Annotated in this window: 23 protein-coding genes; 10 read left to right on the forward strand and 13 right to left on the reverse strand. The window is 68.9% G+C overall.

All coding sequences use genetic code 11. From position 1 onward, the window contains the following. Positions 1-321: 321 nt before the first annotated feature. On the reverse strand, positions 322-1761 hold the full coding sequence (locus VB080_RS02970) for a threonine/serine exporter family protein (RefSeq protein WP_323416933.1): 1440 nt from the start codon (positions 1759-1761) through the stop codon (positions 322-324). Between the two features lie 246 nt (positions 1762-2007). Here VB080_RS02970 and VB080_RS02975 point away from each other — a divergent pair, with 246 nt between their 5' ends. Beyond that, the gene (locus VB080_RS02975; RefSeq protein ID WP_323416934.1) at positions 2008-3222 is read left to right on the forward strand and encodes an MFS transporter; all 1215 of its coding nucleotides are present in this window, start codon (positions 2008-2010) and stop codon (positions 3220-3222) included. A 774-nt stretch (positions 3223-3996) separates the two neighbouring features. On the opposite strand, the gene VB080_RS02980 is transcribed toward VB080_RS02975, so the two are convergent. The 4 genes from VB080_RS02980 to VB080_RS02995 form a co-directional block, all read right to left on the reverse strand. Further along, entirely contained in the window at positions 3997-4803 is an 807-nt protein-coding gene (locus VB080_RS02980; RefSeq protein WP_323416935.1) for an MOSC domain-containing protein, read from the reverse strand. A gap of 104 nt (positions 4804-4907) precedes the next feature. Next, entirely contained in the window at positions 4908-5408 is a 501-nt protein-coding gene (locus VB080_RS02985) for a GNAT family N-acetyltransferase (RefSeq protein ID WP_323416936.1), read from the reverse strand. 287 nt (positions 5409-5695) lie between these two features. Further along, on the reverse strand, positions 5696-6838 hold the full coding sequence (locus tag VB080_RS02990; RefSeq protein WP_323416937.1) for an alpha/beta hydrolase: 1143 nt from the start codon (positions 6836-6838) through the stop codon (positions 5696-5698). 1 nt (position 6839) lies between these two features. After that, on the reverse strand, positions 6840-7175 hold the full coding sequence (locus tag VB080_RS02995; RefSeq protein ID WP_323416938.1) for a 4a-hydroxytetrahydrobiopterin dehydratase: 336 nt from the start codon (positions 7173-7175) through the stop codon (positions 6840-6842). 74 nt (positions 7176-7249) lie between these two features. Between VB080_RS02995 and VB080_RS03000 the strand changes: the two genes are divergently transcribed. Beyond that, positions 7250-7594, forward strand: a complete 345-nt coding sequence (locus VB080_RS03000; RefSeq protein WP_323416939.1) for an ArsR/SmtB family transcription factor — start codon at positions 7250-7252, stop codon at positions 7592-7594. Continuing rightward, positions 7591-8079 (forward strand): SRPBCC domain-containing protein, encoded by a 489-nt coding sequence (locus VB080_RS03005; RefSeq protein WP_323416940.1) that lies wholly within the window; start codon positions 7591-7593, stop codon positions 8077-8079. Before VB080_RS03000 ends, VB080_RS03005 begins: the two co-directional genes overlap by 4 nt. 67 nt (positions 8080-8146) lie before the next feature. Here the strand turns inward: VB080_RS03005 and VB080_RS03010 are convergent, their stop codons facing one another. The 5 genes from VB080_RS03010 to VB080_RS03030 form a co-directional block, all read right to left on the reverse strand. Beyond that, the gene (locus VB080_RS03010; protein ID WP_323416941.1) at positions 8147-9934 is read right to left on the reverse strand and encodes an alpha-glucosidase; all 1788 of its coding nucleotides are present in this window, start codon (positions 9932-9934) and stop codon (positions 8147-8149) included. After that, positions 9931-12213, reverse strand: coding sequence for an alpha-xylosidase (yicI, locus tag VB080_RS03015; protein WP_323416942.1), 2283 nt, complete (start codon positions 12211-12213; stop codon positions 9931-9933). The genes VB080_RS03010 and yicI overlap by 4 nt, the downstream gene beginning before the upstream one ends. A 13-nt stretch (positions 12214-12226) precedes the next feature. Next, positions 12227-13105 carry a carbohydrate ABC transporter permease gene (locus VB080_RS03020; protein ID WP_323416943.1) on the reverse strand — a complete coding sequence of 293 codons (879 nt, stop codon included), beginning with the start codon at positions 13103-13105 and terminating at the stop codon, positions 12227-12229. Position 13106: 1 nt separating this feature from the next. Next, complete coding sequence (locus VB080_RS03025) at positions 13107-14033, reverse strand: sugar ABC transporter permease (protein ID WP_323416944.1); 927 nt, start codon at positions 14031-14033, stop codon at positions 13107-13109. Positions 14034-14100: 67 nt separating this feature from the next. Then, the gene (locus VB080_RS03030) at positions 14101-15399 is read right to left on the reverse strand and encodes an ABC transporter substrate-binding protein (protein ID WP_323416945.1); all 1299 of its coding nucleotides are present in this window, start codon (positions 15397-15399) and stop codon (positions 14101-14103) included. 230 nt (positions 15400-15629) lie between these two features. Here VB080_RS03030 and VB080_RS03035 point away from each other — a divergent pair, with 230 nt between their 5' ends. Next, positions 15630-16763 carry an ROK family transcriptional regulator gene (locus VB080_RS03035; RefSeq protein ID WP_323416946.1) on the forward strand — a complete coding sequence of 378 codons (1134 nt, stop codon included), beginning with the start codon at positions 15630-15632 and terminating at the stop codon, positions 16761-16763. Between the two features lie 220 nt (positions 16764-16983). On the opposite strand, the gene VB080_RS03040 is transcribed toward VB080_RS03035, so the two are convergent. Next, a complete protein-coding gene (locus VB080_RS03040) occupies positions 16984-17457 on the reverse strand; it encodes a carboxypeptidase-like regulatory domain-containing protein (protein ID WP_323416947.1) in 474 nt (157 codons plus the stop codon). Positions 17458-17627: 170 nt separating this feature from the next. On the opposite strand from VB080_RS03040, the gene VB080_RS03045 reads away from it, so the two are divergent. The 3 genes from VB080_RS03045 (at position 17628) to VB080_RS03055 (ending at position 19366) form a co-directional block, all read left to right on the forward strand. Then, entirely contained in the window at positions 17628-17933 is a 306-nt protein-coding gene (locus tag VB080_RS03045) for a hypothetical protein (RefSeq protein ID WP_323416948.1), read from the forward strand. Between the two features lie 56 nt (positions 17934-17989). Beyond that, entirely contained in the window at positions 17990-18451 is a 462-nt protein-coding gene (locus VB080_RS03050) for an SRPBCC family protein (protein ID WP_323416949.1), read from the forward strand. A 630-nt stretch (positions 18452-19081) separates the two neighbouring features. Next, complete coding sequence (locus tag VB080_RS03055; RefSeq protein WP_323416997.1) at positions 19082-19366, forward strand: YciI family protein; 285 nt, start codon at positions 19082-19084, stop codon at positions 19364-19366. 245 nt (positions 19367-19611) lie between these two features. On the opposite strand, the gene dnaB is transcribed toward VB080_RS03055, so the two are convergent. Next, complete coding sequence (dnaB, locus tag VB080_RS03060) at positions 19612-20955, reverse strand: replicative DNA helicase (RefSeq protein ID WP_323416998.1); 1344 nt, start codon at positions 20953-20955, stop codon at positions 19612-19614. A 502-nt stretch (positions 20956-21457) separates the two neighbouring features. On the opposite strand from dnaB, the gene VB080_RS03065 reads away from it, so the two are divergent. The 3 genes from VB080_RS03065 to VB080_RS03075 all read left to right on the forward strand — a co-directional run bounded on the left by VB080_RS03065 (position 21458) and on the right by VB080_RS03075 (position 24505). Beyond that, the gene (locus tag VB080_RS03065) at positions 21458-21802 is read left to right on the forward strand and encodes a metal-sensitive transcriptional regulator (RefSeq protein ID WP_323416950.1); all 345 of its coding nucleotides are present in this window, start codon (positions 21458-21460) and stop codon (positions 21800-21802) included. 102 nt (positions 21803-21904) lie between these two features. Next, on the forward strand, positions 21905-22111 hold the full coding sequence (locus VB080_RS03070; protein ID WP_323416951.1) for a heavy-metal-associated domain-containing protein: 207 nt from the start codon (positions 21905-21907) through the stop codon (positions 22109-22111). Positions 22112-22249: 138 nt separating this feature from the next. Beyond that, complete coding sequence (locus VB080_RS03075) at positions 22250-24505, forward strand: heavy metal translocating P-type ATPase (RefSeq protein WP_323416952.1); 2256 nt, start codon at positions 22250-22252, stop codon at positions 24503-24505. A gap of 315 nt (positions 24506-24820) precedes the next feature. Here VB080_RS03075 and VB080_RS03080 read toward each other — a convergent pair whose 3' ends face one another. Continuing rightward, positions 24821-26254 (reverse strand): glycosyltransferase, encoded by a 1434-nt coding sequence (locus VB080_RS03080; RefSeq protein ID WP_323416953.1) that lies wholly within the window; start codon positions 26252-26254, stop codon positions 24821-24823. Positions 26255-26443: the final 189 nt, after the last annotated feature.

The raw sequence follows: 26443 nt of genomic DNA on the forward strand, positions 1-26443 counted from the left end.
CTGGCCTATACACCAGCTGGGCCATGGAACCGTCCCCTGGCCTATACACCAGCTGGGCCATGGAACCGTCCCCTGGCCTACACCGGCTGGGCCACGGAACCGTCCCCCGGCCTAGAACCGTCCCCGGCCCAGGATTGTCCTCCACGGCCAGGTCTCTGTCGCAATTCTGCAGTTCGATGGCGGCGATGGCCCGAATTGGGCGATCGTGCAGTATCGAGGAGCAGCATCGCGACAGGGTGCTCCCGGCGGCAGCGTTCATCTCAGCGTGTCGAGCCGAGGTCGGAACGCGGGGCACCGGATTCGTTGCCCGGTTCGGTCGGGTCAGGGCTCGGTGTCGGCGGCATGGTCGGCGTCGGCGGCGCTGACCTTTCCCTCCCGCACCAACTCGCGCAACCGGCTGCTGCGTCCGAAGGCGAGCAGGCGGCGCATTCTGGCCAGCGCCACGGTCTGCGGCTCGGGACGGGTGAACGCCCACTCGGGGTCGGTGAGCATGCGGGCGCCGGCCAGTCCGGCGATCATCGCGATCACCACCAGGACGGTGGAAACCCCCGATTCCAGCGCGCTGGTGACATCGGCCTGGTCGAAGTAGAGCAGGGTGCGCAGCGCCGATCCGCCCGGGATGGTCACCAGGATCGCCGGGACGGTCATGATGATCTTCGTCATGCCGAAGATCCGGGCGACCGCGGCGCAGCCCAGGCCGATCAGGAAGGTGGCGGCAAAGGTGGCCACATGCGGCCGGACGCCCTGGTCGAGCAGCAGCAGGCGAGGCAGGTTGCAGACCAGGGCGATCAGGCCGGAGGCGACCGCCGTCCACCGCGGGCTGTTGAACATTGCCGCCCAGCCGAAGACCGCGAAGAAGCTTGCTGCCAGTTGGGCGGCCAGCACCGCCGCCGGATGTCCGTCGATGGCCGGGACAGGATCGGCCGACAGCCCGGCCACCGACGCCACGATCCACACTCCGAGGGTGATCGCCAGCAGCACCATCGCCGCGTAGACCAGCCGGGGAACACCGGCCTCCAGGTCGATCCGGGTGAGATCGAGCCCGGCGGTGACCAGCGGGAAGCCGGGGATCAGGAAGATGCACGCGCTGATGAAGCCCGCGGCCGTCCGAGGGCTGCCCGAGCCGAGCAGCAGGCCGAGCAGGTTGCTGAACGCCAGGTACAACCCGGACGCCACCGCCGCCGAGGTGAGCACCACTGCCAGGTGGTTCAGCTGCCAGGCGGACAGCCGGCGGTGCAGGCCGTAGGCCAGCGCGGACGCCGGCAGCACCGCCACCACCTCACGCCAGCCGCCGTTGCCCAGGACGGTGATGGACGCGCAGGCCAGCGCCACCAGGAGCACCAGCACCCAGCCGGGGTAGAGCCGCGGAGTCTGCTCGATCTGGCGCAGTCGGTCGTCCACCTCGGCGGCGGTCGCCCGGTCGGGCAGGGTACGGCCCAAGTCCTGCAGGAGCGCGATCCGGTGGGCGTTCACCCCCGGGTTGGCGATCTCGGCGACCTGGGTACGGAAGGTGTCGCGTCGCCGAACGGTCAGGACGATGTCGGTGTAGGAGATCGAGGCGTGCAGTCGCTGGATGCCCACCGAGCTGGCCACGGACTGCATCAACTCGCGAACCCGCAGCCCGCTGGTGCCGGCGCCGAGCATCAGGATGCCAGCCTTCAGGATGACATCCGAGCGCCGAATCAGATGGCGGGGTTCGAGGGCGTCCTCGTACTCGTGCTCGTCGAAGGACTCGGTACTGAAAGGCTGGTCGTCCGACATGGGGACAACGCTACGCCAGTGCCGGCCGCCTACCCGACCCCTGCGCGGTCGCCGGGACGCCCGCACCGCCGGCGTCCGTGCGCCTGTTTCACGCACTCCTTCGCCGCCACCGTGATACCGGTGGTGCCGGATTCGCTCTTGGTGCCCGCCGGCTGGCAGGCTGCTGTGTGGTACGCCGCCGTGGCGGCAGGACCGGGGTGACACGACTGCCGCGCACCCACCACAGCCCGAGGAGCCCGACAGCAGATGGCCAGCCCGATCTCCCTGGACGCCCGCAGGATCTCGCGCGCCCGCAACGCCGATCTGCTGGTGTTCGGGGTCAACGGTTTCGGGCTGGCTTCCTGGATGTCCCGGGTGCCGGACGTGAAGGACTTCCTCAGCCTGACCCCCGGCCAGTTGGCCGTGCTGCTGCTGTCGGTGTCGGTGGGTTCGCTGGTCGGGTTGCCGATGGCCGGACGGGTGACGCGCCGGATCGGCGCTGCGAACACTGTGCGGCTCGGGATGGTGCTGGCTCTGCCGGGTCTGGTGCTGGCCGCGGTCGCAGTGGAGGCGCACACGTCGATGTACGCGGTGATGCCGGGGCTGTTCCTGTTCGGCCTGGGCAACGGCACCTGGGACGTGGCCCAGAACCTGGAGGGCACCATCATCGAGCGCGCCACCCGGCGCGCGATCATGCCGTGGTTCCATGCCGCCTTCAGTGGCGGGACCGTGCTGGCGGCACTGATCGGGGCCGGGATGACCGCGCTGAAGGTGTCACTGGTCTGGCATGTCGGCGTGATGGCGGTGCTCGGTGCTGTCGCCGTGTGGTGGGGGACCGCGCAGTTCCTGCCGGCCTTCGAGGAGGACGCGGGCGCTGCCGCCGCCGACCGTCCGGCCCGCTCGGCCTGGACCGAGCCGCGTACCCTGCTGATCGGGGTGATGGTGCTGGCTGCCGCGTTCACCGAGGGCACCGCCAACGACTGGCTGGCGGTCGCCTTCGTCGACGGTCACCACCTTGACAACGCCCTCGGCGTGGTCGCATTGGCGGTGTTCCTGACCTTCATGACCGCGGGACGACTGCTCGGCACCCATCTGCTCGACCGGCACGGCCGGGTGCCGGTGCTGCGGATCCTGTTCGGTGCGGCGATCGTGGGTTGTGTCCTGGTGGTCTTCGGGCCGCCCTGGCTGGCCTTCGTCGGCACCGCGATCTGGGGGCTCGGCGCCAGCCTCGGTTTCCCGGTCGGTATGTCGGCCGCCGCGGACGACCCGGTCCGGGCGCCGCTGCGGCTGAGCGTGGTGTCCACCATCGGTTACGGCGCCTTCCTCGCCGGTCCGCCGTTGCTGGGCCTGCTGGGCGACCACTTCGGCATCCTGCATGCACTGCTGGTGGTCGGCGCGATCTCCGTCCTGGCGATTCTGATCGTCCCGGTGGCCAAGCCGCCGCAGGCGGCGGCCGCGGAGCCGCCGACCCCCGCCGGCTGAGCCACGCCACCGGCCTCCCGTCCCCCCACAAGCCCCGCCCCCCACCGCCCACCACCGCCACCCAAGCCCATCGAGCGCCACCCCTAGAGAATCGAGCGCCACCGTTGTCGCCGAGCGCCCGTCCCAGGGGCCTGGCGCTCGGCGTGAAGGCAGGCGCTCGATGTGCGGGGCTGGCGGGGGCGGGGGCCTGCCAGACCACCACGTCGGTGTCCGCCGAGAGGTTCTCGTAGGTGGTGCGTCCGACCTCGAGGGTGAGGTGTGCGAGCGGGTCGTCCGGCGGCCAGTCGAGGGCCTGGTCGGTGAGCAGGTAGGGCTCGCGGAACCCGGGGTCATCGAACATCGCCGACTGCGACCGGATCCACGCGTCGATCAGGTCGGGGTAGAGCACCTCCACCAGGATCCAGCCCTCCCGCTCCATCGCCAGCGTGCGCTCGGACACCCCGAACTCCCGCATCCGCTCGTGGCGACGTTGGCCAGCAGGGTGTCGCGGGCGGTCATCCCCGAACAGATACGCATGGGACGCGATGACGTATGTTGCGCGTCCGCTGTCACGTTGCGACATCACGTTGCGCCTGTCAGAACACGCGCAACGTGACCCACGGCGCGCAATGTCGGGCGAGGGACGGGGTGCCGTGGGCTCGAAGGACGGTTCCGCGTCCCGGCTCGCTCCCGAGTTGGGCCGTCTGCAGCTCAATCGCCGGTTGACAAGCTGGGACACCGGAACCGTCCCCTGGCCCACAAGGTGGGACACCGGAACCGTCCCCCGGCCCGGGGCTAGGCGACCGTCACCAGGTCGCCGACCCGGATGGTGCCGCCGGGGCCGGCGGGCAGCAGGAGGACCCCGAGGGTCGGCTTGTCCTGGCCGAGGTCGCCAGTCAGCACCCTGAGCAGGTTGGCGTCGCGCTCGCCGGTGTCCGGGTTGGCGGCGACGGCGAGGCAGCGTCCGATCGGTGCCTGAACGGTGAAGCGCACCTCGCCGATCACGATCTCGGCTCCCGCCTCGGCCCAGGCCAACTCCTGCCACGCCTCGACCCCGTCGATCACCACGTTGGAGCGAAACCTCCGATCGTCCACCGGCGCAGTGGGGGCGTGATCGGCGACCGCCTGCACGGAGGCCTCGCCGTGCAGGGAAATGTACCCTCGCGGCCGGTCCTGGAAGCGCGAGGTGTCGCCGTCCCCCAGCAGGGCCAGCGGCAGCCGTCCGGGCCTGCCCAGGCGGGCCCCGTCCCCGGTGGCAAGCACCCAGTCGGTGACGGCGTCGGCGATCCGGCGGCGGCCGGCCTCGTCCAGGCCGTCCTCGACCACCCGTTGGTCGCTGTCGGTGATCCGTAGCCGATGGGCGCCGTGGTCGTAGGCCAGCCGCAGCCGGGCCAGGGACGGGAAGTCCATCAGCGCGAGCCCGCGCGACTTCGGCCAGTAGTCGAGCCCGTCGCGGTCCTCGGGACGGGTGGCGTCAGCGAACCGGAAGGCGAGCACCCGGTCGCCGGCGACCCGGCCGTCGTCCTGCACCACCAGGGCGTCGTGGCGTTCGGGGGTAAACCCCTTGACGGGGTACCGGTAGAGCGCGGAGACCTGGGGCATGACCCCATTCTTGCCTGTTCGGCTTCGAGCGTGTCTCCTCATCCCTGGGCGTCGCGAGCGGGGCACCGCGCAGTAGGCCACTGCTGGGATGGGGAGACCTGCACCTAGTCCAGGCGGGCGACCAGCTGGACGCGGGGGCCGTACCGGTCCAGCCCGAGCTGTTCCTCAACCTCGATCAGCTGGCGGTGGAAGGCGGTGGTGGGCAGGTCGTCGACGAACCCGGCGCGGCGGTAGAACGGGGCGTTCCACGGCACCTCGGCATAGGTCCGCAGGGTCAGGCGGTGGTGGCCGCGGCTGCGGGCCTCGTCCCTGGCCGCCTGCAGCAGTTGCCGTCCGTACCCGCGGCGGCTGTGGTCGGGGGCGACGGAGAGTTGCTCCAGGTGGGTCAGTCCGTCCAGCTGGAGGACGTGGGCGAACCCGACGACCTCCCCGTCCACCTCGAGGACGAGCAGGAACCCGTCCTGCTCCGCCCGCGACTGCCCGGACGGAGCCGCCGGCCAGTCGCTCGCCCCCAGCCACTCGACCAGCAGCCGGTCGGCGGCGTTCTCGATTGCCTCGACGGCGGCGTGGTCCGTGGGCGTGACCGGACGAATACGGATGGTCATGGCGCGATCGTAGGCCGCGGAGCCGTCCCCGCCCTGATCAGTGGACCGCGTCGCCCGTCCGGCCCGGACCTGCCGATCCAACTGCCGGAGCCGGCGGGTGGGCTGGGCCAGGCTCACCGCCGGGTGCTCGGGGTGCCACTGGACGCCAGCGAGCGGGGCTGGTGTGGACGGTTTCAGCCAGGCTCCCGCCCGGAGCGCCATGGCTGGGAGAGCCTGCTGAACAAGTGTCGGTCCGGCCCGATGTGAACGCATCGCACCTTGCCAGCGGCCTGTGGATGGTTCCGGCATTATTCAGCAGGCTCCTCGTGGTGCCGGTTCGCGGTGAGCCAGTCGGTGAACTCCAGCACGGCCGTGGTGATCGCTGCGTGCCGCAGCGAGGCGAACAGGTCGACGTTGTGCCCGGCGGCCGGGAGTTCGGCGTAGGCGACCGGGGACTCGTCACGGGCGCGCATCGCCGCCACGAACTCCCGGACGTGGCCGACGCTGGCCATCGGATCCTTCTCTCCGTGGACCACCAACAGCGGAGGGAGCGCAGAACCCGTGAAGTCCTCCGGAGCGGAAGGGTGCTGCCCGAACGCCCGGCCGTAGTAGCCGTAGAGGCCGATCACCGCCGAGACCGAGGTGTCGATGCTCTCGAACCCCGGCTGTAGCTCCGGCTGGCCGGCCGACAGCCCGCAGTTGACCGCGAGGTGGGCACCGGCCGAGCCGCCGACGATCGCCAGGGTGCCCGGATCAGCCCCGTAGGCCGCTCCTTCGGTGCGGACCCAGGCGATCGCCCGCTTGGCGTCGATCAGGATGTTCGGGTACTCGGTGCGCAGGTGGTAGTCGGCGCTCACGCACACCCAGCCGCGGGCGGCGAGCGCCTCCAGGAGCAGCGTCGACTGCCGGTTCTTGGAGCCGCTGCGGAAACCCCCGGGGTGAAAGTAGAGGAGGGTCGGTGCGGAGATCGCGTCGCGCCGGCGGTAGACGTCCAGTCGGTTCCAGCGCTTGGACGGGCCGTAGCGTAGGTTGCGTGTCCGCTGGATGCGCGGGTTGGGCACTCGCAGCGGCGCGACCAGGGCCCAGGCCGACCGCAGTCGGTGGTGCAGTCTGCTCGCCCGGGGGCGATCGGTGCCCAAGGTGGTGTCGAGGGCTGCGTCGAGGATGCCCGACGCCCGCGTCGACTGCCAGGCGATCCAGGCGAGCCCGGCCACCGTGACGGCAGCCAGGCCGGCCATCGCCCACCCCGCCGGGCTCGTCAGGTCGCCGGCGTCCCAGGCCAGCCAGGTGGCGAGGATCAGGTACCAGGTCAGCGCGAACGGTATCTCGTTGCCCAGGGTGCCGAGGACGAACGACGGTGTGGTGTGCGGGCCGTTCGTGGGCCGGGGCCAGACCGCTGCCGCGGTCGCCGCGGCGACCAGGAGGACGGTGATCAGGTAGCCGGCGGGCATGTCATCCTCCGAGTGCGCCGTCTCCGTCCGCGATGGCGCTGTGATCGAGGTGCAACGCGGCGGCGATGGCCGAGATCTCGCGGGCGAGTTCGATGTCGCGGCTGGTCAGCCCGCCCACATCGTGGCTGCTCAGCGAGATCGTCACCTCGGGGTAGGTCAAGGTGAGATCGGGGTGGTGCTGCCGGGCTTCGGCGGCGGCACCGACGCGATTGACGAACTCCAGGCCGGTCGCAAAGTCGCCGGTGGCGAAACGGGCGCGCAGGGTGTCGTCCGACTGTTGCCAGCCGTCAAGGCCGGCTGCCGCCACCTGCTCAGGGGTCAGTCTCACATCACTCATCTGTTCACCATGCCCCATGAGCGGCGGAATGAAACCTCTTGACATGTGACTAAATGGTCACTTATTGTCGAAGGGTGGATGACGGCGACCTGGTGTTCCGGGCGCTGGCCGATCCCGTCCGGAGGCTGCTGCTGGATGCCCTCTTTGAGCGGGACGGCCGCTCGCTCGGGGAACTCGAGGCAGTGGTCAACCACGAGGTCGAGATGACCCGGTTCGGTGTCGCCAAACACCTGCGACAACTGGAGGCGGCCAATCTCGTCACCAGCCGCAGGCGCGGCCGGGAGAAGCTGCACTATCTCAACCCGGTCCCGATCCAGCAGATCCAGCGGCGCTGGATCGGCAAGTACACCGAGCGATCGGTGATCGCCGGCGCGCTGGTCGATCTCAAAACCCGACTCGAGGAGAACCCCGAACCATGAGCGACAAGCTGATTCAGGTCTACACCATCTACATCGAGGCACCCGCCAGCACAGTGTGGGATGCGATCACCACGTCGGAGTACACCAACCGGTGGGGCTACGGCGGCGACACCGAGTACGACCTCACCCCCGGCGGTGCGTACCGCAACCTCACGACGGACGCCATGAAGGCCGTGGGGATGGGCGAGGTGGCAATCAGCGGCACCGTCGTCTCGGTCGACCCGGGCAGGCGGCTGGAGCTGACCTGGCAGCCGGCCTGGTACCCGGGCACGCCGCCCACCGTTCTCACCTGGGAGCTGACTGAATTCGACGGGCCCCTGACCCGGGTGGTGCTCACCCACGACGTGACCGCCTACCCGCCGCTGGCCGACGAGGTCGCCGGTGGTGGCGAACCCAACCAGGGTGGCGGTGGCTGGCCGTGGACGCTGGCCGGCCTCAAGACGCTGGTCGAGACCGGACACCCGATGGTCGGCTCCGGCTCCTGAGCTGAGGGCACGTCAGGAACTCGCCGCTCCGCGCGGCCACTTCCTGGCACCTCTTCTCGGACGCGTCCTAGCGCCTGCTATGAAAGTCGTTTGAGCCAGCCGCTGATGATGGCGATGTGGGTGGTAGCGGCGCCGGCCGCAGCACGACCGCCTCCCAGGGACGCAGCGTGAGCTCGGACAGTGTGCAGCCTGCGGCACGGTCGTAGTTGCCCAGCACCAGGTCGGCGGTGTCCCCGAAGGCAGGATCGAGGCTCACCTGCTGGTCGGCGCCGCTCAGGTTGGCCACCATCAGCACCACCGCATCGCCGAGCCGGCGGACGAGGGCGTAGAGCGTGGGGTGCTCGGGCAGCAGCATGGTGACATCACCGAACTGCACGACCGGGTCAGCTGCCCGCAGGGCGATGAGCCGGCGGTAGTGGTGGAAGACCGAGTGGGGGTCGGCGCGTTCGGCGGCGGCGTTCACCGTCTGGTGGTTGGGGTTCACCTCGATCCAGGGTTCGCCGCTGCTGAAGCCGGCGTTCGGGCGCGCGTCCCACTGCATGGGCGTACGGCCGTTGTCACGGCCGAGAGGACTCAGCGCCACCACCACCTCGGCCTCGGTCGCGCCGCCGTCCAGCACCGCCTGGGCATGGTTGAGCGCCTCGATGTCACGGAACTGGTCGAGTCGGGTGAAACCGGCGTTCGTCATGCCGAGTTCCTCGCCCTGGTAGACATACGGGGTGCCGCGGTGCAGGTGCAGCACGGTCGCCCAGGCTGTCGCCGACTCCCGGCGGTAGCGCGCGTCGTCGCCCCACCGGGACACCACCCGGGGCTGGTCGTGGTTCTCCCAGTACAGCGAGTTCCAGCCCACCTCGGCCAGACCCTGCTGCCAGCGGTTCATCGTGGCCTTGAGTTCCGGCAGCCGCAGCGGCACCGGGTCGTACTTCCCGCCGGGGCCGTGGTCGAGCACCATGTGCTCGAAGGTGAAGATCATGTCGAGTTCACTGCGGCCGCGGTCGGTGATCAACCGGGCGTCGTCCACCGTCGCGCCGAGGCACTCGCCGACCAGCAGCAGCCGATCGGCGTAGTCGGCGAACACCTCGCGGTGCATCTCCTGCAGGTACTCATGCAGCCGCGGTCCACCGGTGAAGACGGGCGTGCCATCCCCCAGCCCGTCCGGCCCCACCGCGCCGTCGGGCAGCGAGCCGTCCGCCGCGACGTCCTTGGAGATCAGGTTGATGACGTCCATCCGGAAGCCGTCCACCCCCCGCTGCAGCCACCACCGCATCACCTGGTAGACAGCCCGGCGCACCGCGGGGTTCTCCCAGTTCAGGTCGGGCTGTTTGGTGCCGAACAGGTGCAGGTAGTACTCGCCGGTGGTCTGGTCGAGAGTCCAGGCCGGCCCGGAGAAGAAGGAACGCCAGTTGGTCGGTTCGGCACCGGGGTCGCCGGGCCGCCGGCCGGGCCGGGCCGGACGCCACCAGTACCAGTCCCGCAGCGGACTGTCCTTCGCGGATCGCGCCTCGGCGAACCAGGGATGCTCGTCGCTGGTGTGGTTCACCACCAGGTCCATGACCACCCGGATGCCGCGGTCGTGCAGTGCGGCGAGCACTTCGTCGAAGTCGGCCAGGGTGCCGAACCTCGGATCGATGTCGGTGTAGTCGCTGATGTCGTAGCCGTTGTCCTGCTGCGGGCTGCGATACAGCGGCGAGAACCAGACCGCACCCACCCCGAGTTCGGCGAGGTGGTCGACGTGGGCGAGGACGCCACGCAGGTCACCGAGGCCGTCGCCATTGGAGTCAGCGAAGGAACGCGGATAGATCTGGTAGACCACGGCAGAGGTCCACCACGGTGGGTTCGGCGCTGCGGTGGTCACGGGATCGGCTCTCGGTCGTCGATGGTCAGTTCCGCCCTGCCGCCGCGGGCAGCGACGGTGCGGGCGTCCAGCCGGAGGCTCCAGACCAGGTTCTGTGGACCGGTGGCGGTGAGCAGTCCGCCGGTCCGCTCGACCACGAACTGGGCCGGCTGGCCGGCGGGGCGTGGGACGTGCACCTGGCAGCGGTCACCTTCGGCCAGGGCGTCCGCCAGCAGGGTGACACCGTCGGCCCAGTCGTAGTCGGGACGGTCGTCGACCGCTCCCAGCGGCAGCACGGTGCCCGGCCGGACCAGCAACGGCAGGGAGTCGACCGCATGGAGTTGCCGCAGCCAGCGCCCGCCGCTGGTCTGTGAGCCGTCCAGCAACGAGACCCAGCGGCCCTGGGGAAGGTAGAACTCGACCTCCCCCGAGGGTTCCAGGACGGGTGCCACCAGCAGCGAGTCGCCCAGCAGATACTCGGTGTCGACCTGCCGGACGGCCGGGTCGTCGGGGAACTCCAGGACGAGATGGCGCAGCATCGGCAGGCCGTCACTGTGGGCCTGCTCGGCGATCCGGGCCAGGTAGGGCATCAACCGGTGCTTCAACCGGGTGAACTTCCCCGTGATGGCGACCGCCTCCTCGTCGAAGGACCAGGGCACCCGCACCGAGCCCGAACCGTGCAGCCGGGAGTGGGACGACAGCAGGCCGAAGGCCAGCCAGCGCTTGAACAGCAGCGGATCGGGGGTTCCCTCGAAGCCGCCGATGTCGTGGCTCCAGTAGCCGAAGCCGGACAGGCCCAGCGACAGCCCGCCGCGCAGGGTGCCGGCCATCGAGGCGAAGGTCGACTCGTTGTCGCCGCCCCAGTGCACGGGAAACTGCTGGCCGCCGGCGGTGGCCGAGCGGGCGAACAGGACGGCCTCGCCCTCGCCCTTGACCTCCCGGAGGGTGTCGAAGACGGCCCGGTTGTAGAGGTGGGTGTAGTAGTTGTGCATCCGGACCGGATCGGAACCGTCGTGGTAGGTCACCTCAGTCGGGATCCGCTCGCCGAAGTCGGTCTTGAAGCAGTCCACTCCGAGATCCAGTAGTTGCCGCAGGTAGCCGGTGAACCACTTCCGGGCGTCCGGGTTGGTGAAGTCCACCAGCCCCATGCCGGCCTGCCACAGATCCCACTGCCACACGCTGCCGTCCGGCCGGTGCACCAGGTACCCCCGCTCCGCGCCCTCGCGGAACAGCCGCGAGCGCTGCGCGATGTAGGGGTTGATCCACACGCAGATCCGTAGCCCGCGCGCCTTGAGCCTGGCCAGCATGCCACCGGGATCGGGGAAGGCCTCCGGGTCCCAGACGAAGTCGGTCCAGTGGAACTCGCGCATCCAGAAGCAGTCGAAGTGGAAGACCGACAGCGGCAGCCCGCGCTCGGCCATCCCGTCCACGAAGCCGGTGATCGTCGCCTCGTCGTAGGAGGTGGTGAACGAGGTCGACAGCCACAGCCCGAACGACCAGGCCGGCAGGGCCGCCGGACGTCCGGCCAGCGCGGTGTAGCGGCGCAGCACGTCGGCGGGGGTCGGCCCGTCGATCAGCAGGTACTCCAGGCTCTGCCCCGGCACCGAGAACTGGGTGCGCTCCACGGCCTCGGAGGCGATCTCGAAGGACACCCGGCCCGGGTCGTTGACCAGCACGCCGTAGCCCCGCGAGCTGAGGAAGAAGGGGACGTTCTTGTAGGCCTGCTCGCTGGAGGTGCCGCCGTCGGCGTTCCAGATGTCGACCGACTGACCGTTGCGGACGGCCGGGCCGAACCGCTCGCCCAGCCCGTAGATCGCCTCCCCGGGCGACAGGGTGAGCTGCTCATGGACGTAGTGCTGGCCCTGGTCGTCGATCACCGCCGCGACCGAGCGCGCGGTACTGGTGGTGAGCACCCGTCTCGCCGAGCTGAACTCGACCTGCCAGCCCGGCCCGCGCCGGACTGTGACCACCAGGTCGCCGCTCACCAGCACCGCCGCATCGGGATCGGCCCACACCACCGGCCGGAAACCCGGCTCGCCGGTGAACTCGAAGCCGGGCCTGCGCCGGGGGTAGCCCTCGTGGTGGGCGATCCTCACCCCCACCACCCCCGACGCAGGGGAACTGAATGTCACGGTCAGCAGCGGCGCATTGAGGGTGTCGCCCCGGTCGCGGACCACCCGGGTCGTCGCGTACACGATCAGGCGTCCATGGTCGGAATCGACCTCGACATCGCGGACCTCCGCTGCCCGCAGGGCGGTGAACCCCGCGGGCAGCAACCAGTAGCCGTCGGTGAACTTCATCGCCGGGTGACCCTCACTTCACCGCGCCGGCGGTGACGCCGCGGACCAGGGTGCGCTGGAAGATCAGGAAGAACACCAGGGTCGGGATCAGCGAGAGCAGGGCGCCGGCGTTCAGCGTGGGAACGTCGAGCATGCGATCGCCCTGCAGCGAGGCGAGCGCGATCGGCACGGTCTGCGAGTCCGGACTGGTGAGCATGACCAGCGGGATGAAGAACTCGTTCCAGGTCCAGATGAAGAAGAAGATCATCAGGACCGAACAGGTAGGCCGCACCACCGGGAAGACCACCCGCCACAGCACCGTCCAGCTGTTGGCGCCGTCCAGCGAGGCGGCCTCCAGCAGTGCACGGGGGAAGGTGCCCAGCACCGAGGCGAGCAGGTAGGTACCGAACGCGGAGTTGATCACGGTGAAGATGATCACGATCGACCAGCCGGTGTCGGCGATCCCGATCTTCTGCGCCATGGTGAACAGCGGGTAGAGCAGCACTTCCTGGGGAAGCATGTTGGCCAGCAGGAAGACCATGACGATCCACATTCGGCCGCGGACCCGTCCAATGCCGATCGCGTAGGCGGTCAGCAGCGACAGTGCGGTCGCCAGGACCGAGACCGCTGCCGAGGTCCACACCGAGTTCCACAGCTTCGTCGGGAAGTTGGTCGCCTCCCAGAACTTCTGCAGCCCGTCGACGTAGAAGGAGTGGGGCAGCGACAGCGGCCCCTCGGTCGAGTAGGTGACCGGATCCTTGAACGCGTTGAGCAGCATCAGCAGGATCGGCGCCAGCATGAGCAGGGCGACGATGGCGCAGCCGATCAGCACCACCCAGCGCAGGGCACCGCGATGGTGCCGGTTGGGTTTGGGTGTGATGACGATCGGGGTGTCGATGGCGGTGGCAGTCATGTCAGAGACCTGCTTCCTCGCGACGGTCGGAGCGTGCCTGGAAGAACTGGATGATGAACGCGACGATGATGATGACGAGGGTCAGGACGGTGGCGATCGCGGCGCCGTAGCCGACCTTGGAGGTGTCGAAGAAGTTGAGGTAGGAGTAGTAGGACGGCACCAGAGTGCTGCCCTCGGGGCCGCCGCGGGTGAGCACGTAGATCGGGGCGAACACCTTCAGCGCCGCGATCGTGCAGGTGAGGGTGATCACGAAGGTCTCCGGGCGGATCTGCGGGATCGTGATCGCACGGAACCGGGCGAACCAGGTGGCCCCGTCGACTTCGGCAGCCTCGTAGAGTTCCGGGTCGACCCGCTGCAGCGCGGACATGAAGATCACGGTCGGGTAGCCGATCTGGATCCAGACCAGGACCAGCATCACCGCGGGCATGGCCAGGGCGGGGTCGCCCAGCCAGTTCGGCGGCTCGGCGACGCCCAGGCCACGCAGGATCTGGTTCAGCGCCCCGGTCTCGGCGTTGAAGATCCAGTTCCAGACGATGCCGGCGACCGCGATCGGGATGATCTGCGGCAGGTAGTAGGTGGCCCGCAGGAAGGTGGCGACACGGTCGCCGACGTGCTTGCCGATGTAGTCGAAGAGCACCGCGGCCAGCACCAGCCCGATCAGGGTCGGCAGGATCACCATGGCCACGATCATCCACAGGGAGTTCTGGAAGGACTGCCAGAAGGCCTGGTCGCCCAGCAGGGCGAGGTAGTTGCCCGCCCCGGTCCAGATCATCGGCGCGAGGCCGCCCTTCCAGCGGTGCAGCGAGTACCAGACGTTCATGCCGAACGGGACCAGGATCACCGCGATCAGGGCAAGGGCTCCCGGGACGAGGTAAGCCCAGTAGATGCGGGTGCCGCGCAGGCGGCGGGAGTTGGTGGCTGTTGTCATCAGAGTTTCCTCTCAGCAGGCCGGGGTGCCGGGGCGGGGACGGCCGGGCCGTCCCCGCTGCCTGGCATCAGCCTCCGACGATGTCCTTCTTGCCGGACTCGTAGAATTCGCCGAGTTCGGCAAGGGCCGCCATCGGATCCTTGGAGCCGTTCATCACCGTCTGGCAGAAGCTCACCAGCTTGTCGTAGAAGCCGGCCACCGGCCAGTCCATGTAGAACGACAGCCCGTCCCGGCCGACCAGGGTCTGCCAGTTCTCGGTGAGCTGCTTGGTCTGGGGGTCGGTGATCTTGCTGGCATCGCCGGCCACGGGCAGCCCGCCCTTGACAGCGGCCACGTTCTGGGCGTTCTCACCGAGGGCGTCGTTGATGAACTTGATCGCCAGATCCTTGTTCTTCGCGTTGGTCGGCACCACGAGCAGGTTGCCCGACGAGCCGCTGCTGTAGCCCGACCCGGGGAAGAGCACCTGGCCCATGTCGAACTTCACGTCGGACTGCAGCCGTCCGAACCACCAGGAACCCGAGACCATCATCGGGTACTTGCCCGAAATGAACCCGACCGCCATGTCCTCGGCCTTCAGGCCGCTGGCGGACTTGGCGACATAGCCCTTGGCCACCCAGTCGGCGAGTTCCTTGGTGCCCTCGGCCAGCGGGCCGTCGGTCCAGGACACGTCGCCCTTGAACAGCTGGTAGGCATCGACGAAGGAGCGGTCGGTACGCGACAGCACCAGCTCGGACCACAGTTGGGCCAGCGGGTACTCGGCCCCGGCGGTGGCGATCGGTGTGATGCCCTTGGCGACGAAGGCGTCCATGGCGCTGATCAGGCTTGCCTGGTCAGTCGGAACGGCGATCCCGTTCTCGGCGAACATGTCGTTGTTGAGGTAGATCTGGACGAACTCGCCATAGGTGGGCACGCCGTACCAGTTCCCCGAGCCCATCAGGCCGTTCTCGTCGTAGCGGGCGGTGGTCTGCAGCGAGCCGGGCAGTTTCTGGTCCCAGCCGAGCTGGCTGGCCGAGTCGGTGAGGTCGGCCAGCAGGCCCTGGGAGGCCAGCTGGCCCGCGGTGCCGTTGCCCTTGTTGTATTCCATGACGTCGGGGACGGTGTCCCCGGAGAGAACGATCTTGGCGTTCTTCTGGAGCTGTTCGAAGGTCTGCTTCTCGACCTTGACGGTGACGCCCGGATTCTCCTTCTCGAAGTCGGCGATGGCGGCCTGCCAGGACTGTGCCATGGCCGAGGTGTCGTCCTCGTAGTGCCAGAAGGTGAGGGTGGTCGAGTCGGTGCCTGACTCGGCGGGGCTGCCGCTGCAGCCGGTGAGTACCAGCGCGGCCGCCGCACCGGCAGCCAGTAACGCGGTACGGAATGTGGTCATGGTGTCTTCCTTCCTTGGGTGAGCTCGTCGCGAGGCGGGAGTGACGCACGAGCTTCATGGAGTTGTCGTCGACGATGACGTTTCCGGTGGGGTCCCCGTTGGTCCCCGTTGACGGTAATACTGTTGCAGCAAATGTATTTGGGCGTCAAGTGGTGCTGGAAAGTTCCTCTCGCCCAGCGCGTGGCGAGCTATTACACTCACCCCAAAAGAAACTCCTGGAGGTGTGTTCAGTGACAGCGGCGTGGGGCCTGGCCAGCGATCCCGAGCACCGGGTGGCGATGGAGGTGCTGTTGCGGGGACCGATCTCCCGCACCGAACTGGCCCGGCGCCTGGATCTCTCCCAGCCCAGCCTGTCGCGGCTCACCAAGCCGCTCCTGCGGCGCGGCCTGCTGATCGAGGTCGGACGAGCCGACTCCGACGGCGCCGGCCGTCCGGCCATCCTGCTGGACGTCGAGCGCTCGTCCCACCACTTCGCGGGTATCAAGGTCACCGGCCACCATGTCCGAGGCGCTCTGGTCGACTTCCGCGGTGAAGTGGTGGCGGTCGCCGAGACCGGATTGGAGGTCACCGAACCGGCCAGGGTGGCCGAGGAGGTGGCGGCGGTCGTCCACGAACTCGACGGGCATGCCGTGAGCGCAGGACTGGGCGTGTCGGTCGGTGGTCAGGTGACGGGCGGCTCAACCGTCAGGCATGCCGGCTTCCTGGGGTGGGACCGAGTGGACTTCGCGGCCCTGGTCGAGGCCCGAATCGCCAGGCCGACGATCGTGGAGAACGATGTGGCAGCCCTGCTGTCCGCCGAACACTGGTTCGGCATCGGACGCGAGGTCGAGACCTTCCTGGTGATCACGGTGGGTGCGGGTGTCGGCTTCGGGGCCGTGGTGCACGACCGTGCCATCGAGGGCGAGGACTTCGGCCTCGGCATGGTCACGCACTGGCCGCTGGACTGCAACGGACCGCTGTGCCCCGAGGGGCACCGGGGCTGCGCCCAGGCGATGCTCACCGACGCAGCGATCCTCTCGCAGGCCGCCACCGCGCTCGGGCGGGAGTTGAGCTGGGAGGAGTTCATCGACGTTGCGAAGCAGGGCCAGCCGGCGGCCCGCCGGCTGCTGGAGGAGGCTGCGTCCGCCCTGGGCAGGTTCGTCGGCCAGGCCGCCAATCTGTTCCTGCCCGAGGCTGTCGTGCTGGCCGGTGAGGGGGTGGAGATCGCCACCGTCGCCCGTCCCCACCTGGAGACGGCAATGGCTGCCCAGCGTCACCCGGCGGCCAGTGCTCCGAGGATCGTGGTTCGCGAGCCCGAGACCGTGCTGTGGTCCCGGGGCGCGGCCATCCCGGCACTGCAGGCGTTCGCCCGCCGGGAGCGCTAGCCTGCTGTCGGGTTGCTCCGCTGGGGAATATGGGGAATCGCGCCAGAATCACGCCACTTATCGCGCCAGCTCGCGACGAGGCGACTCAGGCCCGGTCAGGCTGCCCGGCTGATCGCAGCGTGCAGCCATGGCGTCAGGCCGTGGTGGTTCTGGAAAGGTGAGCGCCTCAACCGAACTTCTTCGAAAGGGTGCCGGGCCAGCCTGGTCGTGCGTCAGGACGTCATGGGTGGATCGCGAAGACCTCCACGCTCGTGGTTTGACCGGCGCTGATCGTCACCTCTTGCGGAGTTGTCTGCCCTCCCGGGATGCGGGTGATCAGTGTTCCGGTGAGTTCGTAGGTTCCCGCCGGTAGATCAAGGCTGAACGAACCGTCGCTCGCGGTCTCGGTGGTGTAGTTCTTGCTGGTGTCCCCACCGGTCGGGGTTGCTGTGAGCTTCGCCTCGGCCGGGCTGGTCTCGGCGTTCATCCCGCCCTTGGTGTACACGACGCCAGTCAACTGACCCATGTCGCTGGAAGCCGTTGAGCCGCACGCGGCCAAGGCGGGCATGAGGACGAGGAGGCTTACCGTCACTACCAGCCAATGCGGGTGTCGATGGCGCTCCACTTCATACCTGCCTCTCTGCTGCGGCATTGTCAGGAGATCTTCCAGCCCAGTGTTGTGGTGGTGCTGGTCGAACTGATACTGCTGCTGCACGACGTTACCCGTGTTGGTTCACGAGGGTGTGATGCTGCCCGATGGCGACGTGACAGCGATGCTGCTGAACTTCACCGAGATCGTGGTGGGGGCTTGTTGCAGGCACTGGCTTGGCAAATCTCAAGAACCCCACCGTGGACGGCCTCCAGGAGGTGATGCCGGTGTTGGTTATGAGGGTTACAGCTCCGCCAGAGGGCTGGACGAATCCAAGGTGCCAGATTTGCGGACGCGCCCCCGGTTCGCGGCGGATCGCCACGCCAGCCCCGGACTTCACCGGCGGCATCGTCCTGACCGAGGCCGGCCCCGTCCCGGTGTCGGCGCTGGCGACTGCGCTCAGCGGCTTCGGAACTGCGATCACGGTGGCCGGCCTGGTCCTGGCCGGTGCGCCGCCGCTGTTGTGCGCCCTCGCGTCAACTCTGGCGCTGTTGTGGTCAGTCCGCGCGGCGGGACGGGCTGGCCGGGCGGTGAAGAGCTAGCTGAATGTCGCAACTCCACGAGCGGCACGCCTGGTGCAGGGTGCTAGCGTCCGGACATGGCGTACGAACTCGCTGACTCCGTGATCATCCAGGCCGCCCCGGAGAGGATCTATGACGTGGTCAGTGATGTCACCCGAACGGGCGAGTGGAGCCCGGTGTGCTACCGGTGTGAGTGGAGCAGCGAGGCCCGCGGTGTCGGTGCGACCTTCGTCGGCCACAACCGCACCCCGGACCGGGAGTGGTCAACCACCTCAACAGTCGTGGTCGCGACCCCCGGTATCGAGTTCGCCTGGGAGGTCGGTGCCGGCCGGACCCGGTGGGGCTACCGGATGGCTCCCGCGGCCGGTCGTGCGACCGAGTTGACTGAGTACACGGTCTTCGGCGCGGCCGCCGAGGAGGCCTTCCGTGAGCGATTTGGTGCCGCCGCCGAGACCGAGGAGGAGAACCGCCGGCGGGTTGCGGCCTCAGGGATACCGGTGACCCTGCAGCGGATCAAGGCCATGATCGAAGCCCGCTGAGGCCACGGGATTTGTGGCGGGCCGGGCGGGCGTCCGGAATGGAAACCGGCTTCGCCGCCGGTCCGCCCGAGACGACGGCAGTCCGCCACCGACGATGCCGGCATGGCGGGGTGCGGGCCGGTCCAGGGAGGCACGGCGGTCACCCGTCCCGGGCCGGCAAGGACGCTTGCGTGCTCGCCGTCGCAGCGTGCCTGGTGGGCACAGGCGGGATCACTGAGCACACCCGTAGCTCCGCCTACACCACCGCTGAGGTCGCAGCGTTCCCGGTGGGCACAGGCGAGATCGCTGACGCGATTCTGCGTCTCGATTCTGGTTGCTCGCCGTTTACGGCAGTCGGTGGACATCGAGGCGCAGGATCACGACAGTCCTTGCCGGGATGACCATGCGGCGTGGTGGCCTCCTGCCCGACGCCGAGTGACCATGGGTGAGCTGGTCGGCGAACCAGTCCGGGTAAAATCCGGGCGGGTCTGTCGAATTCGGTCGGGTGCATCCGTAAACATCATGCGAGGCAGCCACCGGGGCTGCCGGAGAGGGAGGCCGACAATGCCGCAGTATCTGCTTTCCGTGCATCACTCGATCGAGGTCTACAACGCCGACAGCCGACACGGCGGCTATGCCAGCGAGGCTGACATGAACGAGGCGATGGCCGGCACGGGGGCCTTCAACCAGAGGCTCATCGATGACGGCTATTTCGTCTTCGCGGGCGGCCTGCAGCCTCCCGAGTCGGCGACGACCGTCGACGGGCAGGGCGAGAAGGTCGTCTCTACCGACGGGCCGTTCGCCGAGTCGAAGGAGTACCTCGGCGGCTTCTGGGTGATCGAAGCGCCCGACCTCGATGTCGCGCTGGAGCTTGCTGCGGCGGGCTCGAAGGCCTGCCGGGCGAAGGTCGAGGTCCGGCCCTTCCAGACCCTGTGACATCGCTTGATGATGTCTTCCGTGCCGGGCACCGACGGCTGTCGCCTCGCTCACTCGCCGCTTCGGTGACCTCGACGTCGCCGAGGATGCGGTGAGCGAGGCGATCGTCGCGGACATGGAGCGCTGTCTGAGGCTGATCAAAGGCAGGGTTGGCGCTGCAGGAGGGTGATCCTGCTCGCGACCCAGGCGGGCAACTCGCTACTCACCGGTCGCCTCCCTGTCTTCGCCAGGCTCGCCGCCAGCCGTCAGTGTTGCATGTCGACAAAACGGCTGTAGTGCCCCTGGAAGGCGACGGTTACGGTCCTGGTCTGGCCGTTGCGGTGCTTGGCCACGATGAAGTCGGCCTCCCCGGAACGTTCGGAGGAGTTGTTGTACATGTCGTCGCGGTGCAGCAACAGGACGACGTCAGCGTCCTGCTCCAGGGAACCCGACTCGCGCAGGTCGGAGAGCATTGGGCGCTTGTCGGTGCGCTGTTCGGGGCCACGGTTGAGCTGGGAGAGGGCGATCACCGGGACGTCGAGTTCCTTGGCCAGCAGCTTCATCTGCCGGGAGAACTCCGAGACCTCCAGCTGCCGGCTCTCCACCCGCTTGCCGGAACTCATCAGCTGCAGGTAGTCGACGATGACGAGCTTGAGGTCGTTGCGCTGCTTCATTCGCCGGGCCTTCGACCGGATCTCCATCATGGTCAGGTTCGGCGAGTCGTCGATGAACAGCGGGGCGGACGAGATGTCGCCGGTCTTGCGGGCGATCCGGGCCCAGTTCTCGTCGCTCATGTGTCCGCGCCGGATGTCGTGCAGCGGCACCTGCGCCTCGGCCGACAGCAGCCGCATCACGATCTCGGTCTTGGTCATCTCCAGGCTGAAGAAGGCCGAGCACAGCCCGTGCCCGATCGCCGCTGCCCGGGCGAAGTCGAGCCCCAGGGTCGACTTGCCGACACCGGGACGGGCGGCAATGATCACCATCTGACCGGGGTGCAGGCCGTTGGTCAGCTCGTCCAGTTCGACGAAGCCAGTCGGCACACCCGCCATGATGCCGTGCGAGCTGAGCGCCTCGATCTCGTCGAGGGTCGACTCCATCAGTGCCGACAGCGGCTCGTAGTCCTCCCCGGCCTTGCCCTCGGACACCTGGTAGATCGCCTGCTGGGCGGCGTCCACGATGGTGTTGACATCGCCCTGCCCGGAGTAGCCAAGCTGGGCGATCCGGATGGACGCCTCGACCAGCCGCCGCAGCACCGCCTTCTCGCGCACGATCTCGGCGTAGTAGGTGGCGTTGGACGCGATCGACACCGTGGAGAGCAGTTCGTGGATGTAGATGTGCCCGCCGACCCGGCCCAGCTCGCCGCGCTTGGTGAGTTCGTCGGCGACTGTGATCGCGTCCGCGGGTTCACCGCGGCCGTACAGGTCGACGATGGCGTTGAAGATCAGTTCGTGGGCCGGGCGGTAGAAGTCATGGCCCTTGACGATCTCGCCGACCTCGCCGATCGCGTCCTTGCTGACCAGCATCGCGCCCAGCACGCTCTGCTCTGCCTGGACGTCCTGCGGAGGGGTACGGTCGATGCCGGCGACGGGCGCCTCATCGTCGTAGGGCATGGCTTCAGCCAACGACACCTGTTCACCTCCGAGCAGCCTCGAACCGGACACCTCCGACCCTAGGCAGACCCACTGACAGTCACGGGTACTGCGGACACGTCGCCGGTGACCGAGCGGTTGGGGGCGGGAATCCGGCGAACGTTCCGAGATGCCAACGTAGACCTCTGGCGGAGGACTCTCAATGCGAGTCTCCACAGGTGATGTGGATGATCTGGGGATAACTTTCAGGACACGCCTAGGGGGCTGTGTACAACCCGGGGCCCTACCTGTGGACAGTCCCGAGCCTTCGTCGCGATATAGCGGTTGGCTAGGGGATATGCTAGACGCAGGGTGTGGATTGAAATTATCTGGAAGGTTACGAACGGACCAACGCGGCAGGTTGACAACCCGGCGCAGGGGGTCTATAGGGGTCGCCGGGCCGGAAGTTATACACATCCTGTCCACAACCTCCCTGGTTGATACAGGTACCCCGTAGGGGTATTGTGCAGGGGAAGGGACGGACATGGAATCAGCACAGTTGTCACATACGGAACACCCGGCTCACGACACGCCGGAAGCGGTCCCCCAACATGGCTACAGCCACAACAAGGACGACTACCTCAAGCGTCTCAAGCGCATCGAGGGCCAGGCCCGCGGGCTGCAGCGGATGGTGTCGGAGGACACCTACTGCATCGACATCCTCACCCAGGTCTCGGCGATGACCAAAGCCCTGGAGTCCTTCGCGCTGGCCATGCTCGACGAGCACCTCAGCCACTGCGTCGCCCAGGCCGTCCAGCAGGGCGGCGATGTCGCCGATGCCAAGCTCAGCGAGGCCTCCGCCGCGATCGCCCGGCTCGTCCGCTCCTGACCCGTTCCCGAACCCGCGCGCTGGTCGGCACGCCGTCCGGCCGGTGATCGGGACGTCCGCACCGCCTCAAAACCACCCAGAACCCCAACCAAGGAGAACAAGATGATTGCCACCTACACCGTGTCCGGCATGACCTGCAACCACTGCGCGCACGCGATCAAGGAGGAGGTCGGCGCCGTCCCCGGCGTGACCGGTGTCGAGCTCACCCTCGAGGACGGCGCCCTGAAGGTCGAGAGCCAGACCCCGATCGACTTCGACCGGCTGGTCGAGGCGGTCTACGAGGCCGGCGACCAGTACAGCATCGCCTGATCCGTCCAGCACCAGTCCCAAGCCCGAGCCGGCCTCACAAACCGGGCGGAATCGGCCGGCGGCGTGCACTATCCACGCGGCTCGCCGAAATCACCCGGTTTGTGCGGCGGCGTGGCGGGAAGTGAACTCCGAGAACCCATGACAACCCAGCAGCGCGAGTACGTCGAACTCGACATCACCGGCATGACCTGTGCCTCCTGCGCGGCACGGATCGAGAAGAAGCTCAACAAGGTGGACGGGGTCCAGGCCTCGGTGAACTATGCCACCGAGAAGGCCTCGGTGCTGGTTCCGCCGCGTATCACGGTGGACGACCTGATCACCGTCGTGCAGAACACCGGGTACGGGGCGGCGATCCCCGTCCCCGACGCCCCCGAGGTGGACCACGCCGCTGAACTCCGCACCCGGGTGATCGTGGCCGGAGCGCTCGCCGTTCCGGTGATCCTGCTCGCCATGGTGCCGGCCTGGCAGTTCCCGGGTTGGCAGTGGGTGTCGCTGGTGCTCACCGTGCCGGTGTACGCCTGGGCTGGCTGGCCCTTCCACCACTCTGCCCTGGTCAACGCCCGCCACCTGGCGACCACGATGGACACCCTGATCAGCCTGGGCACCACCGCCGCCTTCGGCTGGAGCCTCTACGCGCTGTTCTTCGGCCACGCCGGCACGATCGGTTACACCCACGCCTTCGAGTTCCGGCTGATGCGCGGCCACGGCGACGCCAACATCTACTTCGAGGCCGTCGTCGCGATCATCTTCTTCCTGCTGATCGGACGCTGGTTCGAGGCCCGCGCGAAGCACCGCGCCGGCGAGGCAGTCCGCACCCTGCTGCACCTGGGTGCCACCGAGGCCACCCTGCTGGTCGATGGCGCCGAGACCCGGGTGCCGGCCGACCAGTTGCGGGTCGGCGACACCTTCGTGGTGCGTCCCGGGGAGAAGATCGCCACCGACGGCGAGGTGGTCTCCGGCTTCTCAGCGGTGGATGCCTCGCTGGTCACCGGCGAGTCCGTCCCGGTCGATGTCGCGGCCGGTGACCATGTCACCGGCGCCACCCTGAACACCAACGGGCGACTGGTGGTGCGCGCCACCCGGGTCGGCGCCGACACCCAGCTGGCACAGATCGCCCGGCTGGTCGAGGAGGCCCAGACCGGCAAGGCCCGGGTGCAGTGGCTCGCCGACCGGATCTCCGGGGTGTTCGTGCCGGTGGTGATCGGACTGGCGGCACTCACCCTGGCCGGCTGGTTGTTGGCCGGTGCCGGGCTGCCGTTCGCCGCCTCGGCCGCGGTGGCCGTGCTGATCATCGCCTGCCCCTGCGCGCTGGGCCTGGCCACGCCGACTGCCCTGCTGGTCGGCACCGGGCGCGGTGCCCAGCTCGGCATCGTGATCAAGGGTGCCGAGGCGCTGGAGCGCACCCGCGAGGTCGACACCATCGTCCTGGACAAGACCGGCACCGTGACCACCGGCGTGATGGCGGTGGTCGGGGTGCTGCCGGCCGAGGGGACGACCGAGGCCGAGTTGTTGCGCTACGCGGGAGCGGCTGAGTCCGGCTCGGAGCACCCGATCGCCCGGGCCATCACCGAGCGGGCCGCCTCCACCGCCACGCTGTCACAGTTCACCAACCAGCCCGGCGAGGGCGTCACCGCCGTCGTGGACGGCCGCGAGGTGCGGGTCGGGCGCCCGGACTGGGCCGGCGGTGTCGCGAAATCGCAGCTCGATTCCCAGAAACCGTCGATTTCGGCCCTCGGCGACGATCGAGGTGCAGTTTTGCGACAGGGCGACAGGGTCACAACCGTCGCGGTGGCCTGGGACGGCCGCTACCGCGGCAGCATCGACGTGGCCGACACCGTCAAGGAGGGCTCGGCGACCGCGGTGGAGCGCTTCCGCGGCCTCGGGCTGCGGCCTGTCCTGCTGACCGGCGACAACCAGGCGACGGCGGCGGCGGTGGCGGCCGAGGTGGGCATCGACGAGGTGATCGCCGAGGTGCTGCCAGCCGACAAGGTGGCCACGGTGAAGCGGCTGCAGGCCGAGGGACGCAAGGTGGCCATGGTCGGCGACGGCGTGAACGACGCCGCCGCGCTGGCCCAGGCCGACCTCGGGATCGCGCTGGGCACCGGTACCGATGCGGCGATCGAGGCCAGCGACCTCACCCTGATGCGCGGCGACTTGCGGGTGGCCGCCGACGCCATCCAGTTGTCCCGGGCCACCCTGGGCACGATCAAGGGCAACCTGTTCTGGGCCTTCGCCTACAACGTGGCGGCGATCCCGCTGGCCGCGCTGGGCTACCTCAACCCGATGATTGCCGGTGCGGCGATGTCCTTCTCGTCGGTCTTCGTGGTGCTGAACAGCCTGCGGCTGCGGGGCTTCCGTCCGACCGGCGAGTCCGGGGCCACGGCTCGCCGCTGACCCGGCCCGGTCGCGGTAAACCGGCCGGGACGACGGAGCCAGCCCGGTCGTTGCCGGCCCACGTCCGAGCCGGCCCTGCTGCACGCACGCCCTGCCGGGCCTGATCCCGCTCGTTGCGCGCCTTACGTCACATTGCGCCTGTCAGAACACGCGCAATGTGACCGAACACGCGCAATGTCAGGGAGCGCGCGCAATGTGGCCGCGCCGCAGAGCCACGGTGGTGCGGCCGGGTGGGGCGGCGGGCCGGAGTGGAGCGGGCCCGGCAGGGTGGCGGGCCGGGCGGCGCATCGGCACGGGGTGGCGTCCGCGGTGGTTCTAGCCGACCTCGGACGGCGGGGCCTCCAGCGTGGCGGTGACCTTGCGGCGGGGGAAAATCCGGCGTCCGTAGTCGGGCTGCAGTCCCTCGGTGAGCGGGACCGGGCGTCCGTCGGCCACCGCCTCGTAGATGTCGACGAACTCCCGCGACTGGGCGGCCACTGACCACTGCGCGGCCAGCTCCCGGCTGCGGGCGGCAGCGGCCTCGGCGAAGGACGGGTCCTTCAGTTCATCGAGCATCCGGATCGTCGCAGCGGCGAAGGAGACCGGGTTGGGCCGTCCGAGTTCGGCGTTGACGCCCGGATCGACCACCAGCCGCAGCTCATGGTCGACCAGGACGATCGGCAACCCGGCGTGCGCGGCCTCGTGCAGCACCAGTGCCTGGGTGTCGGTCAGCGACGGGAAGATGAAGACGTCCGCGCTGGCGTAGTAGGAGCCGAGCCGGTCGTGCGCCACCTCGCCGACCAGCTTCACCCCGCCGAACCGGGCGGCCTTGCCGAGTTTGTGCCGTAGCCCCAGGGGGGTGCTCTCCCACTGTCCGACGATCATCAGTTCGGCGTCGGGGACGGCATCGCGAACCAGCGCGAACGCGTCCAGCAACAGTTCGATGCCCTTCTCGGGCGAGATCCGTCCGACGTACAGCAACCGCGGCCCCCGGGCTCGCGGGACGGTGGCGCCCACCGGCAGCGGGTCGGTACCGTTCGGCACCACCCGCACCCGGGCGTTCGGCGCCAGCTCCAGCACCCGCTTGGCGGTCTTGGACGAGGGGGTGGTCACCAGCTCAGCGTCGGCGAGCATGTTCGCGCAGACCTGGAGCAGCTCGACCTGCGCGCCGCCGCGCCGGGGCCGCTTCGCCGCCAGCTTCTTCAGCTCGTTCCAGGTGCTGCCTTCCAGGTGCATCGTGTAGACCCGGTAGGCGGCGGTGAGGAACGGCACCAGGTGCCAGTAGTGGTCGGCGTAGGCCTCGAAGTCGGTGTGCCAGGTGACCACGAGCGGCTTGCCGGTGCGCTGGGCGACCCACATCCCGAGCAGTCCGACTGCGCCCAGGCCATGGACGTGGATCACGTCCGGCGGGTTGGCGACCAGCTGGGCCAGCCGGTAGTCGAAGTCCTGTCCCATCGAGATCCGCATCCCGGTGCCCGGCAGTTGCACCGAGGGCAGCCGGATCTCGCGGCGCCGCGGGTAGCCGGCGAAGGGATTGGGCCCGTCCGCGACCGGAGCCACCAGCAGCAGCCGGTGGCCGGCCTTGAGCACCTGCTCCTCCAGGAAGTGCAGGGCGTAGAGCAGCCCGGAGTGCGCGGGGCCGTAGTTGTCGGTGAACTCCGCGATGGTGAGGACCCGCTCGGGCCGGGCGGTTGTGTCCCCACTGGTGGCCGTGGCCGGTTGCGCTGGGTCGTCGATGATGGTCGCCTCCTGCTCTGAACGCCTTCCCACATTAGCGGCCGAGACTGCTGCGGCAGAACGGGCGCTCGTGCCCGGCACCTCGACGGGCAACAGAACCTCGCGGGCTTGACTGGCCGAGCGGGTCGGCGGGCGGAGTGGTGGGGCTGTCAGTATCCGGGTGATGTCGGGCAGCCGAGTGCTCTGTGCACTCCGGTGGCCGCAGTGCCCCGGATTCTGGCG

Origin of the sequence: Propionicimonas sp. (assembly GCF_034927565.1) — a bacterium.
GTDB lineage: Bacteria > Actinomycetota > Actinomycetes > Propionibacteriales > Propionibacteriaceae > Propionicimonas.

Excerpts from the sequence above, each read along its gene's own strand:
- VB080_RS02970 (WP_323416933.1), bottom strand. The coding sequence starts at position 1,761 with ATGTCGGACGACCAGCCTTTCAGTACCGAGTCCTTCGACGAGCACGAG.
- VB080_RS02975 (WP_323416934.1), top strand. The coding sequence starts at position 2,008 with ATGGCCAGCCCGATCTCCCTGGACGCCCGCAGGATCTCGCGCGCCCGC.
- VB080_RS02980 (WP_323416935.1), bottom strand. The coding sequence starts at position 4,803 with ATGCCCCAGGTCTCCGCGCTCTACCGGTACCCCGTCAAGGGGTTTACC.
- VB080_RS02985 (WP_323416936.1), bottom strand. The coding sequence starts at position 5,408 with ATGACCATCCGTATTCGTCCGGTCACGCCCACGGACCACGCCGCCGTC.
- VB080_RS02990 (WP_323416937.1), bottom strand. The coding sequence starts at position 6,838 with ATGCCCGCCGGCTACCTGATCACCGTCCTCCTGGTCGCCGCGGCGACC.
- VB080_RS02995 (WP_323416938.1), bottom strand. The coding sequence starts at position 7,175 with ATGAGTGATGTGAGACTGACCCCTGAGCAGGTGGCGGCAGCCGGCCTT.
- VB080_RS03005 (WP_323416940.1), top strand. The coding sequence starts at position 7,591 with ATGAGCGACAAGCTGATTCAGGTCTACACCATCTACATCGAGGCACCC.
- yicI (WP_323416942.1), bottom strand. The coding sequence starts at position 12,213 with ATGAAGTTCACCGACGGCTACTGGTTGCTGCCCGCGGGGTTCACCGCC.
- VB080_RS03020 (WP_323416943.1), bottom strand. The coding sequence starts at position 13,105 with ATGACTGCCACCGCCATCGACACCCCGATCGTCATCACACCCAAACCC.
- VB080_RS03025 (WP_323416944.1), bottom strand. The coding sequence starts at position 14,033 with ATGACAACAGCCACCAACTCCCGCCGCCTGCGCGGCACCCGCATCTAC.
- VB080_RS03030 (WP_323416945.1), bottom strand. The coding sequence starts at position 15,399 with ATGACCACATTCCGTACCGCGTTACTGGCTGCCGGTGCGGCGGCCGCG.
- VB080_RS03045 (WP_323416948.1), top strand. The coding sequence starts at position 17,628 with ATGAGGGTTACAGCTCCGCCAGAGGGCTGGACGAATCCAAGGTGCCAG.
- VB080_RS03050 (WP_323416949.1), top strand. The coding sequence starts at position 17,990 with ATGGCGTACGAACTCGCTGACTCCGTGATCATCCAGGCCGCCCCGGAG.
- VB080_RS03055 (WP_323416997.1), top strand. The coding sequence starts at position 19,082 with ATGAACGAGGCGATGGCCGGCACGGGGGCCTTCAACCAGAGGCTCATC.
- dnaB (WP_323416998.1), bottom strand. The coding sequence starts at position 20,955 with ATGCCCTACGACGATGAGGCGCCCGTCGCCGGCATCGACCGTACCCCT.
- VB080_RS03065 (WP_323416950.1), top strand. The coding sequence starts at position 21,458 with ATGGAATCAGCACAGTTGTCACATACGGAACACCCGGCTCACGACACG.
- VB080_RS03070 (WP_323416951.1), top strand. The coding sequence starts at position 21,905 with ATGATTGCCACCTACACCGTGTCCGGCATGACCTGCAACCACTGCGCG.
- VB080_RS03075 (WP_323416952.1), top strand. The coding sequence starts at position 22,250 with ATGACAACCCAGCAGCGCGAGTACGTCGAACTCGACATCACCGGCATG.